The sequence below is a fragment of the Enterobacter sp. S-33 genome (genome assembly GCF_028735835.1).
GTDB classification, from domain to species: domain Bacteria; phylum Pseudomonadota; class Gammaproteobacteria; order Enterobacterales; family Enterobacteriaceae; genus Enterobacter; species Enterobacter vonholyi.
Map to the genome: position 1 here is coordinate 3232245 of NZ_CP117838.1, position 14446 is coordinate 3246690.

The 14446-nt window shown below is 57.6% G+C and carries 13 protein-coding genes; 2 read left to right on the forward strand and 11 right to left on the reverse strand.

Going from position 1 to position 14446, the window contains the following annotated elements; genetic code table 11:
* Nucleotides 1-39 precede the first annotated feature (39 nt).
* From menF to PUP35_RS15260, 3 genes are all read right to left on the reverse strand, one after another.
* Nucleotides 40-1335 carry an isochorismate synthase MenF gene (gene menF / locus PUP35_RS15250; protein WP_111965277.1) on the reverse strand — a complete coding sequence of 432 codons (1296 nt, stop codon included), beginning with the start codon at nucleotides 1333-1335 and terminating at the stop codon, nucleotides 40-42.
* Between the two features lie 86 nt (nucleotides 1336-1421).
* A complete protein-coding gene (elaB, locus tag PUP35_RS15255; RefSeq protein WP_008500219.1) occupies nucleotides 1422-1727 on the reverse strand; it encodes a stress response protein ElaB in 306 nt (101 codons plus the stop codon).
* 53 nt (nucleotides 1728-1780) lie between these two features.
* Nucleotides 1781-2242, reverse strand: coding sequence for a GNAT family N-acetyltransferase (locus tag PUP35_RS15260; protein WP_274240387.1), 462 nt, complete (start codon nucleotides 2240-2242; stop codon nucleotides 1781-1783).
* A gap of 71 nt (nucleotides 2243-2313) precedes the next feature.
* Here PUP35_RS15260 and rbn point away from each other — a divergent pair, with 71 nt between their 5' ends.
* A complete protein-coding gene (rbn, locus tag PUP35_RS15265) occupies nucleotides 2314-3231 on the forward strand; it encodes a ribonuclease BN (RefSeq protein WP_274240389.1) in 918 nt (305 codons plus the stop codon).
* Nucleotides 3232-3295: 64 nt separating this feature from the next.
* Nucleotides 3296-4300, forward strand: coding sequence for a chemotaxis protein (locus PUP35_RS15270; protein WP_032652809.1), 1005 nt, complete (start codon nucleotides 3296-3298; stop codon nucleotides 4298-4300).
* Between the two features lie 91 nt (nucleotides 4301-4391).
* Here the strand turns inward: PUP35_RS15270 and nuoN are convergent, their stop codons facing one another.
* From nuoN to nuoG, 8 genes are all read right to left on the reverse strand, one after another.
* Nucleotides 4392-5849 (reverse strand): NADH-quinone oxidoreductase subunit NuoN, encoded by a 1458-nt coding sequence (gene nuoN, locus PUP35_RS15275; protein WP_274240392.1) that lies wholly within the window; start codon nucleotides 5847-5849, stop codon nucleotides 4392-4394.
* 6 nt (nucleotides 5850-5855) lie between these two features.
* Nucleotides 5856-7385 carry an NADH-quinone oxidoreductase subunit M gene (gene nuoM / locus PUP35_RS15280; RefSeq protein WP_274240394.1) on the reverse strand — a complete coding sequence of 510 codons (1530 nt, stop codon included), beginning with the start codon at nucleotides 7383-7385 and terminating at the stop codon, nucleotides 5856-5858.
* 76 nt (nucleotides 7386-7461) lie between these two features.
* Nucleotides 7462-9303: an NADH-quinone oxidoreductase subunit L gene (gene nuoL, locus PUP35_RS15285; protein ID WP_023325763.1), complete on the reverse strand. Its 1842-nt coding sequence runs from the start codon at nucleotides 9301-9303 to the stop codon at nucleotides 7462-7464.
* Nucleotides 9300-9602: an NADH-quinone oxidoreductase subunit NuoK gene (gene nuoK, locus PUP35_RS15290; RefSeq protein ID WP_003861496.1), complete on the reverse strand. Its 303-nt coding sequence runs from the start codon at nucleotides 9600-9602 to the stop codon at nucleotides 9300-9302. Before nuoK ends, nuoL begins: the two co-directional genes overlap by 4 nt.
* A complete protein-coding gene (gene nuoJ / locus PUP35_RS15295; protein ID WP_008500212.1) occupies nucleotides 9599-10153 on the reverse strand; it encodes an NADH-quinone oxidoreductase subunit J in 555 nt (184 codons plus the stop codon). Before nuoJ ends, nuoK begins: the two co-directional genes overlap by 4 nt.
* Nucleotides 10154-10163: 10 nt before the next feature.
* Nucleotides 10164-10706: an NADH-quinone oxidoreductase subunit NuoI gene (gene nuoI, locus PUP35_RS15300; RefSeq protein WP_003861491.1), complete on the reverse strand. Its 543-nt coding sequence runs from the start codon at nucleotides 10704-10706 to the stop codon at nucleotides 10164-10166.
* A 13-nt stretch (nucleotides 10707-10719) separates the two neighbouring features.
* Nucleotides 10720-11697, reverse strand: a complete 978-nt coding sequence (gene nuoH / locus PUP35_RS15305; protein ID WP_008500211.1) for an NADH-quinone oxidoreductase subunit NuoH — start codon at nucleotides 11695-11697, stop codon at nucleotides 10720-10722.
* Nucleotides 11694-14417 (reverse strand): NADH-quinone oxidoreductase subunit NuoG, encoded by a 2724-nt coding sequence (gene nuoG, locus PUP35_RS15310; RefSeq protein ID WP_274240397.1) that lies wholly within the window; start codon nucleotides 14415-14417, stop codon nucleotides 11694-11696. The genes nuoH and nuoG overlap by 4 nt, the downstream gene beginning before the upstream one ends.
* Nucleotides 14418-14446 lie beyond the last annotated feature (29 nt).

Below are 14446 nucleotides of genomic sequence, written 5' to 3' on the forward strand. Positions count from 1 at the left end.
TTGGAATTTTGATATGAATCGGGATTGCGCGAATCTGTATTAATCCCTTAGGAGCAGAGAGCGCAATCCGGCGGCTTTGTTTTCAATCTCCTGCCACTCCTGCTCCGGGTCAGACCCGCTGACGATACCGGCGCCGGCGTAGAGCCGCAGGGAGTCCTCCTGAACGCGCGCGGAGCGCAGCGCCACGCAGAACTCACTCTGCTCGGGGGATAAATACCCGGCCGAACCGGCGTACCATTCGCGGTTAAAGGGTTCAACCTTCTGAATAAACTCGCGCGCAGGCTGTCGGGGTAATCCGGCAACGGCCGCGGTCGGCTGCAACATGAGCAGACACTGCTCGTCATCAGCCTGTTTAAGCTCGGTCCAGATACAGCGGCGCAAATGCTGCACTTTACGCAGGCGTACCACCTGGGGGGGCAGTACCTCGAGCGTCTGCGTGGAGTGCTGAAGACGCTGACAGATATCCTCCACAACCAGCATATTTTCACGCTGGTTTTTATCATCGTTCAGCAGCCACTCGCCGAGACGCTGCGCCTGGCTATCATCGCTATGGCTGGCGACGGTGCCCGCCAGCGCTTCCGTACGCAGCAGCGTGCCGCGCCGCCGCCACAGACGCTCGGGGGTCGAGCCGAGAAACGCGTTGCTGGCGTCGAAAATCATGCAGAAATGGTAGCAATGTAAATTGAGGGCCCGGCTGGCTGCCATCAGCGCGACGGGGTTTACGCGCTGTGTAAAACGAATATCGGTTGCCCGGGCGAGAACCACTTTTTCAAATTCACCGCACGCAATGGTCTCTGTCGCCCTGCGGATAAGCGTCAGCCATTCGGCCTGCTGCGGCAGATGGGTTTCGTGCTCTACCTGAACGGACAGCGGGCGGATAGGCCTTGCAGGACGGAGCTGCTGTAAAAAATCCAGCGCGGCGCGGGCATCTTCCTGAAGAGAATAATTGCTCCACAGCTGCAGGCGCAGCGTGGCGTTGCCGGCGGTACGTCGCCAGAGCAGCCGCGGTAAAAAGAGGCTCCCCTGCTCCGGATTAAAAGCGTTCAGGCCGCAGATACGGGTATCTTGTGCCGCATTTTGCTCGCGCAAAAACTGCGTGGCTAACGCCAGAGAGGAAAATTGGGTAACCGCCCCCAGCGCAGCCAGCTCTTCATCGCCGTTACGCTGTTGCCAGTAAAACTGCGGATAGCACTGCTGAGCCCCAAGCCAGGCGAGAGGGTCGAAGGCGTCGTTTAACGGGAAAGAGACGTCGAAATGACGTAAGCCGGGTGTTGCGGGTAACGCTTGCGAAAGCTGGGTACGCAATTGCTCCAGCGCGAGGAAAATCGAATTCACGCGAACCTCTCCCTGTTAAAACCTCGTATTATACGGGGTACTGACGATAAATAGCAGTACCCACGTATAGGGAGTGGTTAAGCGGTTTAGCGACGGGCCAGCAGCAGCCCCAGCACCAGCCCTACGGCAGCCCCCACGCCAATACCCTGCCACGGTTTTTCATGCACGTAATCATCGGCACGATACACTGCTTTTTTGGCCCGGTAGTAGTAGGTATCAGACGCATGGCTGACGCGGTTTTTCACTTCATGCAGCGCCTGCTCGGCGCGGGCTTTTAGCTCAATATATTTCTGATCGGCAGGGTCGCCCGAGGAACGTAACACCTCTTCCAGCGTTTCGCTCAGTAAAGCCAGGTCGTCGTCGATACGGGTATCCCAGGATTGAAATGACATATTTTTCTCCATGTTAGTACACCAGTCCGCTAACTATAGCCAACGACTCGCTATTACGCCTGCTTCGCTTCTCGCGCCATGCCGACGTGGGGAATGCCATCTTCATCGTACACATCGGTGACCGGCACGAAACCAAAGTGGCCGTAGAAGGACTGCAGGTGTGCCTGCGCGCCCAGGTATAACGCCTTGTCAGGCCACTGTTTCCGGCACGCCTCCAGCGTTTTTTCCATCAGCTGATAGCCCAGCTTTTCGCCACGCGCCTTACCCCTGATGATGACGCGGCCAATGACGACAGGCTCAAAATCGTCTTCGCTTTTCAGAATCCTCGCATACGCCACCAGCTCGTTATTCCGCCAGCCGAGTATATGGCGGTTCTCGCCAACGAGATCGTCGCCGTCGATGTCCTGATACGGGCAGGTCTGTTCAACCACAAAAACTTCGCAGCGCAGTTTCAGCAGGGCGTAAAGTGAATGAACGGTGAGGTCACTATGGTGTAAATCTTGCCACTGGATCATGTCAGTCTCCTTCCTGGGGTTCATCACGTTATACTAAACCCCTCCCCGTTCGGCAAAGGGCTGATTGCGTTATGGAACTGATTTTTCTGGGTACGTCCGCTGGCGTGCCAACCCGCTCACGGAACGTGACGGCGATCCTTCTGGATCTTAAACATCCCACCCGCGGCGGGCTGTGGCTATTTGACTGTGGTGAAGGAACGCAGCATCAGCTGTTACACACCGCTTATCACCCCGGCAAGCTGGATAAAATTTTTATCACCCATCTGCATGGTGACCATCTGTTTGGCCTTCCCGGCCTGCTGTGCAGCCGCTCGATGGCCGGTAACGCCAACTCGCTGACGATTTACGGGCCTGCGGGTATTCGTGAATTTGTTGAAACCACGCTGCGCCTTAGCGGGTCATGGACGGATTATCCGCTGGAGGTCGTTGAAATTAGCGAAGCCCTGGTTTTCGATGACGGCGAATATAAGGTGAGCGCTCAGCCGCTCAATCACCCTGTCGAGTGCTATGGATACCGCATTGAAGCGCATGACAAACCCGGCGCGCTGGACGCCGCCGCGCTGATGGCCGATGGCGTCAAACCCGGACCGCTGTTCCAGCGCCTGAAGCACGGTGAGACCGTCACGCTGGAGGACGGACGCGTCATCAACGGCCAGGATTATCTTGCCGCACCGCAGCCCGGCAAAAAGCTGGCAATATTTGGCGACACGGCCCCGTGCCCGGCAGCGCTTCAGCTTGCCCAGGGCGTGGATGTGATGGTGCATGAAGCAACGCTTGAAACAGCGATGGAAGAAAAAGCCAACGGCCGGGGCCATAGCTCTACGCGTCAGGCGGCGCAGCTTGCCCGTGACGCGGGCGTCGGGAGGCTCATCGTCACCCACGTCAGCTCGCGCTACGACGCGCGGGGCTGTGAAAAGCTGCTGGCAGAGTGTCGCGCGCTGTTCCCGGAATGTGAGCTGGCCGAAGATTTCGCTCAGGTCAGCGTTTAGTCCTTCATTTTTCCCTCAGGATGCCGATAACGATTAAAAGGTCAGCATTTCTCTCGAGGGTAGAATGGATAATTTCCAGAAAGATATTGATGACAGGGCGAATCTGACCCTGTCGAACCGTTTTGAACTGTTGCTGTTCCGTCTTGGCACCTCTCTTAACGAAAATAAATCTGAGCTGTTTGGCATTAACGTCTTTAAGCTGCGTGAAATTGTGCCGATGCCGGAGTTCACGAAACCCGCCGGGATGAAATCACCGCTGATGGGAATGGTGAATATTCGCGATCAGGTGATCCCGGTGATCGACCTCGCCGCCGTGGCGGGCTGTAAGCCCACCACCGGGCTGAATATCCTGCTGATCACCGAATACGCGCGCAGCGTGCAGGCGTTTGCCGTGGAGTCGGTTGAGAACATCATGCGTCTGGACTGGAAGCAGGTGCACGCGGCGGAAACTGCCGTCAGCGGTCGCTACATCACCAGCATTGCGTGTCTTGACGAGAAGAGCGATACCAACGATCTGGCGATGGTGCTGGATGTTGAGCAGATCCTGTATGACATCACTCCGGCCAATCACGATCTGCACGCCACCAATCTGAAGACCACCAAATTCCATATTAAGCCTGGCGCAGTCGCCATCGTCGCAGAAGATTCGAAAGTCGCGCGCTCGATGCTGGAGAAAGGTCTGCAGGCGATGGAGATCCCGGCACAGCTGCATATCACCGGCAAAGAGGCGTGGGAGAAAATTGGGGTTCTGGCCGCACAGGCGCAGGCTGAGGGAGTTCCCATCACCGACAAGATCGCGCTTGTGCTGACCGATCTTGAAATGCCGGAGATGGACGGCTTTACGCTGACGCGCAAAATCAAAACCGACCCGGTATTAAAGGACATTCCGGTGGTGATCCACTCTTCCCTTTCCGGTAACGCCAACGAAGATCATATTCGTAAGGTGAAAGCGGACGGGTACGTGGCGAAGTTTGAGCTAAACGAGCTGTCGTCGGTGATTGAGGAAGTGCTGGACCGCTCGATGAAGAAGATTGACGGGCCGCTTATAAGCAGGAAGCAGCTGGCTTAAGTCTGGTGCGGGCTGGTGCCCTCACCCCGTCCCTTTCCCACAGGGAGAGGGCGAAAACCATAAAAAAACCCGCCGAGGCGGGTTTTTTGTTTTACATCAGCGGCATCGCTCGCTGCACGATATCAATCAGCGGCTGCGGATAGATACCGAAGATCAGCACCAGCAGCGCCGAGATAAGCACTACGATACCACCGGCGCTGTACTGCCAGTTGGTTGGGGCATCACGGTTGAGCTGCTGAGGCGCGCTAAGGTACAGGCTCACGGCCACGCGCAGGTAGTAGTAGAGACCAATCGCGGAACCGATCACCACGCCCGCGGTCAGCCACCACAGGTGCGCCTGCACACCGACGGCCAGCACGTAGAATTTACCGATAAAGCCAAGCGTCATCGGGATACCTGCCAGAGAGAGCATCATCACGGTCATCACCGCAGACAGGATCGGACGGTGCCAGAACAGACCACGGTAGGAGAACAGTGAATCGGCATCCGGACCACGGTACGGGCTGGACATCAGGCTCACCACGCCGAAGGCGCCGAGACTGCTGAACAGGTAACCGGCCAGATACACGCCCACGGTTTCCATCGACATCTCGCCGCTCTGCAGCGCAATCAGCGCCACCATCAGGTAGCCCAGATGAGAAATAGACGAGTAGCCCAGCAGACGCTTGATGTTGGTCTGGCTCAGCGCCATCAGGTTACCGAAGATGATGGAGACGAACGCGATAATGCCCAGCACCACGCGAACCGCTTCGCTGTCACCTACCGGTGCGTACAGGAACAGACGCATGACCACACCGAAGATAGCGATTTTGCTCGCCGTCGCCAGGAAGGTCGACACCGGAGCCGGTGCACCCTGGTAGACGTCTGGCGTCCACAGGTGGAACGGGACCAGCGAGAGTTTGAAGCCAAGGCCAACAATCATCATACCCAGACCCGCCAGCAGCAGCGGCTCATGCAGCATGCCGTCACCGAGGCTCTTGCCGAGCGCCATAAAGGAGAGGTTACCGGACTGTGCGTACACCAGCGCAATACCAAACAGCAGGAACGAGGACGCCGCCGCAGACAGGATGGTGTACTTGATGCTTGCTTCCAGCGAGCGCTTCTGGCGGAAGGCGTAACCAATCAGACCGAACAGCGGCAGAGAGATCAGCTCAATGCCGAGGAACAGCGCGGCCAGGTGGTTCGCATTCGCCAGCAGAATGCCGCCCAGAGCGGCAATCAGAACCAGCAGGTAAAACTCTTCTTTGTTGTCGTTGTAGCCTTCGAGCCACGGGTACGCAAAGGTACAGGTTGCCAGGCTCGCCAGCAGCACCAGACCGGTGTACAGCATGGCGTAACCGTCAACGCGCATCAGCGGGGTGACGTCCATCGCCCCACCCTGGCCAACAAACCAGAGTGAGACTAACGCGGCGTTCAGGCCGATGACCGACAGCGTGGCATTCAGGAAGTGATTGCGTCGCCACGCAATGGAGAGCATCACAACCACCACCGTCAATCCGACGATCAGCAGCGGTAGCAGCGCGATCAGTTGTTGTGGAGTTATTGTCATGGCGAATTACGGCCTTGTAGTAGAAACAGAATTAACAAACCACTGCTGGATGTTACTCATCGCGCTGTGCGAGGTATCCAGAATCGGCTGCGGGAAGAAGCCCAGCAGCACCAGCAGTACGACCAGCAGCAGGATGATGAACAGCTCACGCAGCGACATCCCCGGCAGTTCTTGTGCAGCAATTTCGCTCTTCGCTTTACCGAAGTAAGCGCGGTGCAGCATCGCCAGCGAGTATACGGAAGCGAACACCAGACCAAACGTGGAGATCACGGTAATCACCGGTACCACTTTGAAGCTGCCGAACAGAATCATAAATTCGCCGACGAAGTTACCGGTACCCGGCATCCCCAGGGTAGCCACCGCGAAGAACATGGAAAGCGCTGGCAGCCACTTAATTTTGCTCCACAGACCGCCCATCATACGCATGTCGCGGGTATGCAGACGTTCGTACAGCTGACCGCACAGGATGAAGAGGCCGGCTGCAGACAGACCGTGCGCAATCATCTGGATCACCGCGCCCTGGTACGCCAGCTGGCTGCCGGTGTAGATAGCAATCAGCACGAAGCCCATGTGGGAAACGGAGGTGTAGGCAATCAGTCGCTTGATGTCGTACTGGGTGAAAGCCATCCAGGCACCGTAGAAGATACCGATCACACCAAGCCACATGGCAATCGGTGCGAACTCTGCGGAGGCGTTCGGGAACAGCGGCAGAGCGAAACGCAGCAGGCCGTAGGCCGCCGTTTTCAGCAAGATGCCCGCCAGGTCAACGGAACCCGCCGTTGGTGCCTGAGAGTGCGCGTCTGGCAGCCAGCCGTGCAGCGGAACGACCGGCATTTTCACCGCGAACGCGATGAAGAAGCCCAGCATCAGCAGATATTCCACGCCGTGCGACATTGGGGTCTTCAGCAGGTCTTCGTAGTTGAAGGTCCAGGTGCCGGTCGCATTGTGGTGAACAAACACCAGCGCCAGAATGGCAATCAACATCACCAGACCACTCGCCTGGGTATAGATGAAGAACTTGGTTGCCGCCGTGATACGCGTTTTACCGTCGGACGCCTTGTGGCCCCACAGCGCGATCAGGAAGTACATCGGCACCAGCATCATCTCCCAGAAGAAGAAGAACAGGAACATGTCGATGGCAAGGAACACGCCGATTACGCCGCCCAGGATCCACATCAGGTTCAGGTGGAAGAAGCCCTGGTATTTTTCGATTTCTCGCCAGGAGCAGAGTACCGCCAGAACGCCGAGCAGACCGGTCAGCACCACCATCAGGAGAGACAGACCGTCAATCGCCAGGTGGATCGTAATGCCGAAACGCGGGATCCACGGCAGGATGAACTCAGACTGCCACTGCGGAATGCCCGCAGACTGGGTCAGTGAGTAACCGCCCTGCAACCACAGTTGCAGGCCAAGCGCGAGCGTCAATCCCATGGTGATCAGCGCGATCCAGCGCGGCATCTTCACGCCAAAGCGTTCAGTCTGCCAGCACAGGAAGCCGCCGATGAAGGGAATTAATATTAGCCAGGGTAGTAACATGGCGATTTACATTCCTTTTTAAGGCCCCCAGCAGGGGCCTGATTTTCAACGAATTCGAATAAAATTCACTTAACGATCAACGCAACACCATCAGCAGCGCCAGCACGACAACCGCACCGATGCTCATGGACGCCACATACCAGCGCAGGTAACCGTTCTCGCTGTACAGCAGGCCTTTACCTGCAAAGCGGGAAAGGATCGCCGGGATGTTCATCAAGCTGTTCAGCGGGTCGCGCTTCAGCAGCCACGCGATGCCCAGGAACGGCTTAACGAAGATCATGTCGTACAGCCAGTCGAAGCCCCACGCGTTGTACCACCAGGTGCCCAGCAGGCGGCCCGGCGCACTGTTGGCCACGGCAGTGACCAGCGTACGTTTGCCCAGCCACAGCCATGCTGCGATCAGGATGCCCGCGATAGCGACCACACCGGAGGTGATTTCAAGCGTCAGAACGCGACCGTGCTCAAGCTCGGTGGTGTCCGGCAGTACGCCCTGCAGCGGAGGCACAATCATCGCGCCAACGAAGGTGGACAGTACCAGCAGCACAATCAGCGGCAGGTGATGGGTAATCCCCTTCCCTGCGTGAGCGTGAATTTGTTCTTTACCGTGGAATACGATGAAAATCATACGGAAGGTATACAGGGAGGTCATGAACGCGCCGACCAGACCCGCAACCATCAGATTGATATGACCATTCGCCATGGCACCCGCAAGGATTTCGTCCTTACTGAAGAAGCCCGCGGTGATCAGCGGCAGTGCCGCCAGCGCCGCGCCGCCCACCAGGAAGCAGACATAAACCAGCGGAATGGACTTACGCAGTCCGCCCATCTTGAAGATGTTCTGCTCGTGGTGGCAGGCCAGAATCACGGAACCGGATGAGAGGAACAGCAGCGCTTTAAAGAACGCGTGCGTCATCAGGTGGAAAATGGCCGCGTCCCACGCCTGAACGCCCAGCGCCAGGAACATGTAACCAATCTGGCTCATGGTGGAATACGCGAGAACGCGTTTGATGTCGGTCTGCACCAGCGCGGCAAAGCCTGCCAGCACCAGCGTGACCGCACCGACGATACCCACCAGATGCAGAATTTCCGGGGTCATCAGGAACAGGCCATGGGTACGCGCAATCAGGTAAACACCGGCGGTTACCATGGTCGCAGCGTGGATCAGCGCGGAGACAGGGGTTGGACCCGCCATCGCGTCGGCCAGCCACGTCTGCAACGGCAGCTGCGCGGATTTACCCACGGCACCACCCAGCAGCATCAGCGTTGCCCACCACAGCATGTTGTTGCCTGCCGCGAAGTGCGCCGGCGCTAGTTCCACCATTTCGCGGAAGTTCAGCGTGCCCAGTTCGTTGTAAAGAATGAACAGCGCGAAAGCGAGGAAGACGTCACCCACTCGGGTCACGACGAATGCTTTCATGGCCGCTGCGCCATTCTTCGGATCGGTATAGTAGAAACCGATCAGCAGGTAAGAACACAGACCTACGCCTTCCCAGCCCAGATACATCAGCAGCAGGTTATCGGCCAGCACCAGAACCACCATGCTGGCGATAAACAGGTTGGTGTAGGCGAAGAAGCGGGAGTACCCCTCTTCACCGCGCATATACCAGGAGGCGAACATGTGGATCAGGAAGCCGACGCCGGTGACCACGGAGAGCATGGTCAGCGAGAGGCCGTCCAGCACCAGGTTGAAGCCGATGTTGAAATCACCGACCGACATCCAGGTCCACAGCGGTACGCTGAAAGGCTGACGCCCGTTGTTAAAGAAGTCGATACCCGCATACGCTGTCACCAGCGCGGCCAGGCCAACAGAGCCCATGCCGACGGTCGCAGACAGATTCTCAGACCAGCGGCCGCGAGAAAACGCCAGCAGCACGAAGCCAATCAGCGGAAAAATAATGGTTAAGGCAAGCATGTTCATCCACGCAACTCACTTACTGAATCGATGTTCAGATTCTGGCGGCGACGATGGAGCTGCAGCAACAGCGCCAGGCCAATACTCGCTTCGGCAGCCGCGAGGCTGATGGCGAGAATGTACATCACCTGACCATCGGTCTGGCCCCAGTAGCTTCCGGCGACCACGAAGGCCAGCGCGGAGGCGTTAATCATGATTTCCAGCCCGATCAGCATAAACAGCAGATTGCGGCGGATAACCAGACCGGTCAGACCCAGAACGAATAAAATCGCAGCGAGGATCAGTCCATGTGTTAAGGGGATCATGCGCGCTCCTCCGTTTTTCTTTTCGCGCGGTCGTCAGTGCGGTTGCTCAGCACCTCGCCAGCACGCTCTTCGCGGCCAACGTGGAAAGCAACAACCAGACCTGCCAGCAGCAGCATTGAGGCCAGTTCAACCGCCAGAACGTATGGGCCAAAGAGCGTGATACCTACCTCTTTCGCGCCAATCGGCGTGCCGTCGATGCCCTGATCGTTAACACCCAGAATGGCGTACACGATCACCACCAGCATGATGGCCGACAAAATTGCCGGGCCGATCCACACCTGAGGTTTTAACCACTGACGTTCCTGCTCAATTTCAGAGCCGCCCAGGTTCAGCATCATCACCACAAACACGAAGAGCACCATGATGGCCCCGGCGTAGACGATGATTTCCAGCGCACCGGCGAAGTGCGCGCCCAGTGCGAAGAACACCCCGGAAATGGCCAGCAGCGAGATGATTAAGTACAGCAGCGCATGCACCGGGTTGGTGTGCGTGATCACTCGCAGCGTAGCCAGGATGGCGATAAGGCCACAGATATAAAAAGCGAATTCCATTGCCCTCTCCTTACGGTAACAGGCTCTTGACGTCGATAGGCTTAGCTTCGTTCTCTGCTTCACCCTTATCTTTGCCGTCGATTGCCATACCCGCCATCCGGTAGAAGTTATATTCCGGGTATTTGCCCGGACCGGAAATCAGCAGATCCTCTTTCTCGTACACCAGGTCCTGACGCTTGTACTCACCCAGCTCGAAGTCTGGAGTCAGCTGAATCGCCGTGGTTGGGCACGCTTCTTCACACAGACCGCAGAAAATGCAGCGTGAGAAGTTGATGCGGAAGAACTCAGGGTACCAGCGGCCGTCTACCGTCTCGGCTTTCTGCAGAGAGATACAGCCTACCGGACACGCTACCGCACACAGGTTACAGGCAACGCAGCGCTCGGAACCGTCCGGGTCGCGCGTCAGCACGATACGGCCACGGTAGCGCGGCGGCAGATATACCGGCTCTTCCGGGTACATCCGGGTTTCGCGTTTGGCAAACGCGTGCAGGCCGATCATCCAGATACTGCGTACCTGAGTGCCGAAGCCTACCAGTAATTCTTTTAAGGTCATGGTCTATAGCCCCTTATGGCTGCTGCCAGAGAATGACAGCCGCCGTTACCAACAAGTTGACGAGCGTCAGCGGCAGGCACACTTTCCAGCCGAAGGACATTACCTGGTCATAACGCGGACGCGGTAACGCTGCGCGAATCAAAATGAACATCATCATGAAGAACGCGGTTTTCAGCGCGAACCAGATGAACGGCGGTAAGAACGGGCCATGCCAGCCACCGAAGAACAGCGTTACCATCAACGCGGAAATGGTGACAATACCGATGTACTCGCCCACGAAGAACAGACCGAATTTCATACCGGAATATTCGATGTGGTAACCGTCGGCCAGTTCCTGTTCGGCTTCTGGCTGGTCAAACGGGTGACGGTGACACACTGCAACGCCCGCGATGGCAAAGGTAATAAACCCAAAGAACTGCGGAATAACGTTCCAGATGTCGGCCTGGTTATTGACGATGTCGGTCATGTTGAATGAACCGGCCTGCGCCACCACGCCCATCAGGGAAAGACCCAGGAACACTTCGTAACTCAGGGTCTGCGCGGAAGCACGCATCGCCCCCAGCAGCGAGTATTTGTTGTTACTGGACCAGCCTGCGAACAGGACCGCGTAAACCGCGAGGCCTGCCATCATCAGGAAGAACAGAATGCCGATGTTCAGGTCAGCGACCACCCAGGTCGGGCTGACCGGAACGATAGCAAACGCCAGCAGCAGCGAGGTGAAGGCGATCATCGGTGCCAGAGTAAAGATCACGCGGTCCGAGAAGCGCGGGATCCAGTCCTCTTTAAAGAACATCTTGATCATATCCGCGACCAGCTGGAGTGAACCACCCCAGCCCACGCGGTTCGGTCCGTAACGGTTCTGGAACAGACCGAGCAGACGACGTTCACCAAAGCTCATGAACGCGCCGCAGGTGACCACCACCAGCAGGATAACAATCGCTTTCAGAATGCTCAGCAGGATGTCGATAAGATCCGGCGTTAACCAACTCATGCTTTTGCCTCCTGCAGATTATCAAGACGCGCACCCGCCAGAACCGGCGCGATGCCAGGCATACCCATCGGCAGACCTACCTGCCCTGCTGTCAGACTTTCAGAAATAATCAGCGGCAGGCTGATGGTCTGGCCGTCATAGCTAAAGGCGATGTTTGCACCCGCGTTAACGCCAAGCTTCGCGGCGTCAGCCGGGTTAAGCTTGATGTACGGCTGCGGCATACGGGTCTGGAAGACCGGTGAACGCTGGGACAGCTCGTCGCTACCGAACAGGTGGTAGTACGGGGCAATACGCCAGCTACCGTCCTGCGCCTGGAAACTCGCCGGTACGGTGGTGAAGAAGTCCAGACCGGTTTCGGAGGCTTCAATCAGACGCACGCCCGGATCGCCGTGGCGCAGGGAGCCGCCCACTTCAGCCTGGAACTTGTTCCATGCCTGCGGGGAGTTCCAGCCCGGTGCCCATGCGAAAGGGATTTGCGAACGCGGCGCAGACGGCTGGTTGTTCCCTTCCATCGAGAAGGCGAACATGGTGTCTTTATCCTGCGGCTGGCGCGGTTCGTGCACGCTGATGTTGGCACGCATCGCAGTACGGCCACTGTAACGGTGCGGTTCACGCGCCAGTTTCTGGCCGCGAATGCGGAAGCTTGCTTCAGGCGCGGCATCTTTAATGCCTGCCAGCTGAGGCAGTTTTTCGACTACCGCGTCGATAACGTGGTCGAGCTGCGTCCAGTCCACTTCACGGCTCTGCACGGTGCTGTGCAGGGAGTGCAGCCAGCGCCAGCTTTCCAGCATCACGGTGTTGCTGTCGTAGTACGCCGGGTCATAAACCTGGAAGAAACGCTGTGCGCGGCCTTCGTTGTTGATAACGGTACCGTCGCTTTCTGCGAAGCTTGCCGCAGAGAGCACCAGGTGCGCTTTGTCCATAATCGCGGTGCGCTGATGGTCAATGACCATCACCAGCGGGGCTTTGGAGAGCGCGGCGTCTACGCGAGCGGCAGAAGCATGACGATGCAGGTCGTTTTCCAGCACCACCACGGCGTCAGCGGCACCGGATTCCAGTTCGCTTAGCGCTTTTTCCAGCGAGCCGCCGCCAATCATGCCCAGACCAATGCTGTTCACCGCACGGGCAATCATGGTCACACCGACGTCAGCACCGCGGCCTTTCAGAGCTTTGGCCACGTTGGCTGCTGCCTGAATGATCTCTGCGCTACCGGCGTTGGTACCGGAAATAATCAGCGGTTTCTTCGCACCGGCCAGGGCCTGAACAATCACGTCGACCTTGTTTTGCAGGTCGCGATCCAGCTCAACGGCCGGTGAGTTGTTGTCCAGCGCGTGGGCAATGGCAAAGCCAAGACGCGCCTGATCTTCAACCGGTGCGCAGTAGGTCCACGCCGCAATATCGTCCAGACGGGTGTTGTCGACGTTGGTCACAAACAGAGGATGCTTCGCGCGCTGGCCGATGTTCAGGATCGCCGCAATCTGCCAGTCAGCCACTTTCTGCGCCGCTGCCATTTCACGTGCTTTACCCTTCACCGCCTGGCGAACCGCCAGAGCCGCGCGTGCGCCGGTCTGCGTCAGGTCTTCACCCAGCACCAGGACCGCATCATAGGATTCGATTTCGCGCAGCGCAGGGGTATGGATACCGCCTTCACGCAGCACTTTCAGTACCAGCTGCAGACGTTCCTGCTCGCCCTGGGCGATACCGGTATAGAAGTTTTCCGCCCCAACCAGCTCGCGCAGGGCGAAGTTGCTTTCGATGCTGGCGCGCGGAGAGCCGATACCGATCACTTTCTTCGACTGGCGCAGAATGTCTGCCGCGCCCTGCATCGCCTGTTCAGCGTTCAGGGTAATGAAGTCGTCGCCACGGCGTTGAACCGGCTGACGCGGACGGTCCTTCAGGTTCACATAGCCATAGCCGAAACGACCGCGGTCGCACAGGAAGTAGTGGTTAACGGTACCGTTGTAACGGTTTTCGATACGACGCAGTTCGCCGTAGCGCTCACCAGGGCTGGTGTTGCAGCCGAGGGAACACTGCTGGCAGATGCTTGGCGCAAACTGCATGTCCCATTTACGGTTGTAACGCTCGGAGTGGGTTTTATCCGTGAAGACGCCGGTCGGGCAGATTTCTACCAGGTTACCGGAGAATTCGCTTTCCAGTACGCCGTCTTCTGGACGACCGAAGTAGACGTTGTCATGTGCGCCATACACGCCCAGATCCTGACCGTCTGCATAGTCTTTGTAGTAACGCACGCAGCGGTAGCAGGCAATGCAGCGGTTCATTTCGTGAGAGATGAACGGCCCCAGATCCTGATTACGGTGGGTACGCTTGGTAAAGCGATAGCGACGGAAGCTGTGACCGGTCATCACGGTCATATCCTGAAGGTGGCAGTTACCGCCCTCTTCACAGACCGGACAGTCGTGCGGGTGGTTGGTCATCAACCATTCCACAACGCTTTCACGGAACTGTTTCGCTTCTTCGTCATCAATCGAAATAAAGGTGCCTTCGGTGGCTGGCGTCATACAGGACATCACCAGGCGACCACGCGTGTCTTCCGCGTTTTGATATTGCTTCACCGCACACTGGCGGCAAGCACCGACGCTGCCCAGCGCCGGATGCCAGCAAAAGTACGGAATATCGAGGCCAAGAGACAGACAAGCTTCCAGCAGGTTGTCCGCCCCGTTGACTTCGTATTCTTTGCCGTCTACATGAATCGTAGCCATTAGCATGCTTCCAGTTGGCTCGGTCGAAA

Excerpts from the sequence above, each read along its gene's own strand:
- elaB (WP_008500219.1), bottom strand. The coding sequence starts at position 1,727 with ATGTCATTTCAATCCTGGGATACCCGTATCGACGACGACCTGGCTTTA.
- PUP35_RS15260 (WP_274240387.1), bottom strand. The coding sequence starts at position 2,242 with ATGATCCAGTGGCAAGATTTACACCATAGTGACCTCACCGTTCATTCA.
- rbn (WP_274240389.1), top strand. The coding sequence starts at position 2,314 with ATGGAACTGATTTTTCTGGGTACGTCCGCTGGCGTGCCAACCCGCTCA.
- PUP35_RS15270 (WP_032652809.1), top strand. The coding sequence starts at position 3,296 with ATGGATAATTTCCAGAAAGATATTGATGACAGGGCGAATCTGACCCTG.
- nuoN (WP_274240392.1), bottom strand. The coding sequence starts at position 5,849 with ATGACAATAACTCCACAACAACTGATCGCGCTGCTACCGCTGCTGATC.
- nuoM (WP_274240394.1), bottom strand. The coding sequence starts at position 7,385 with ATGTTACTACCCTGGCTAATATTAATTCCCTTCATCGGCGGCTTCCTG.
- nuoL (WP_023325763.1), bottom strand. The coding sequence starts at position 9,303 with ATGAACATGCTTGCCTTAACCATTATTTTTCCGCTGATTGGCTTCGTG.
- nuoK (WP_003861496.1), bottom strand. The coding sequence starts at position 9,602 with ATGATCCCCTTAACACATGGACTGATCCTCGCTGCGATTTTATTCGTT.
- nuoJ (WP_008500212.1), bottom strand. The coding sequence starts at position 10,153 with ATGGAATTCGCTTTTTATATCTGTGGCCTTATCGCCATCCTGGCTACG.
- nuoI (WP_003861491.1), bottom strand. The coding sequence starts at position 10,706 with ATGACCTTAAAAGAATTACTGGTAGGCTTCGGCACTCAGGTACGCAGT.
- nuoH (WP_008500211.1), bottom strand. The coding sequence starts at position 11,697 with ATGAGTTGGTTAACGCCGGATCTTATCGACATCCTGCTGAGCATTCTG.
- nuoG (WP_274240397.1), bottom strand. The coding sequence starts at position 14,417 with ATGGCTACGATTCATGTAGACGGCAAAGAATACGAAGTCAACGGGGCG.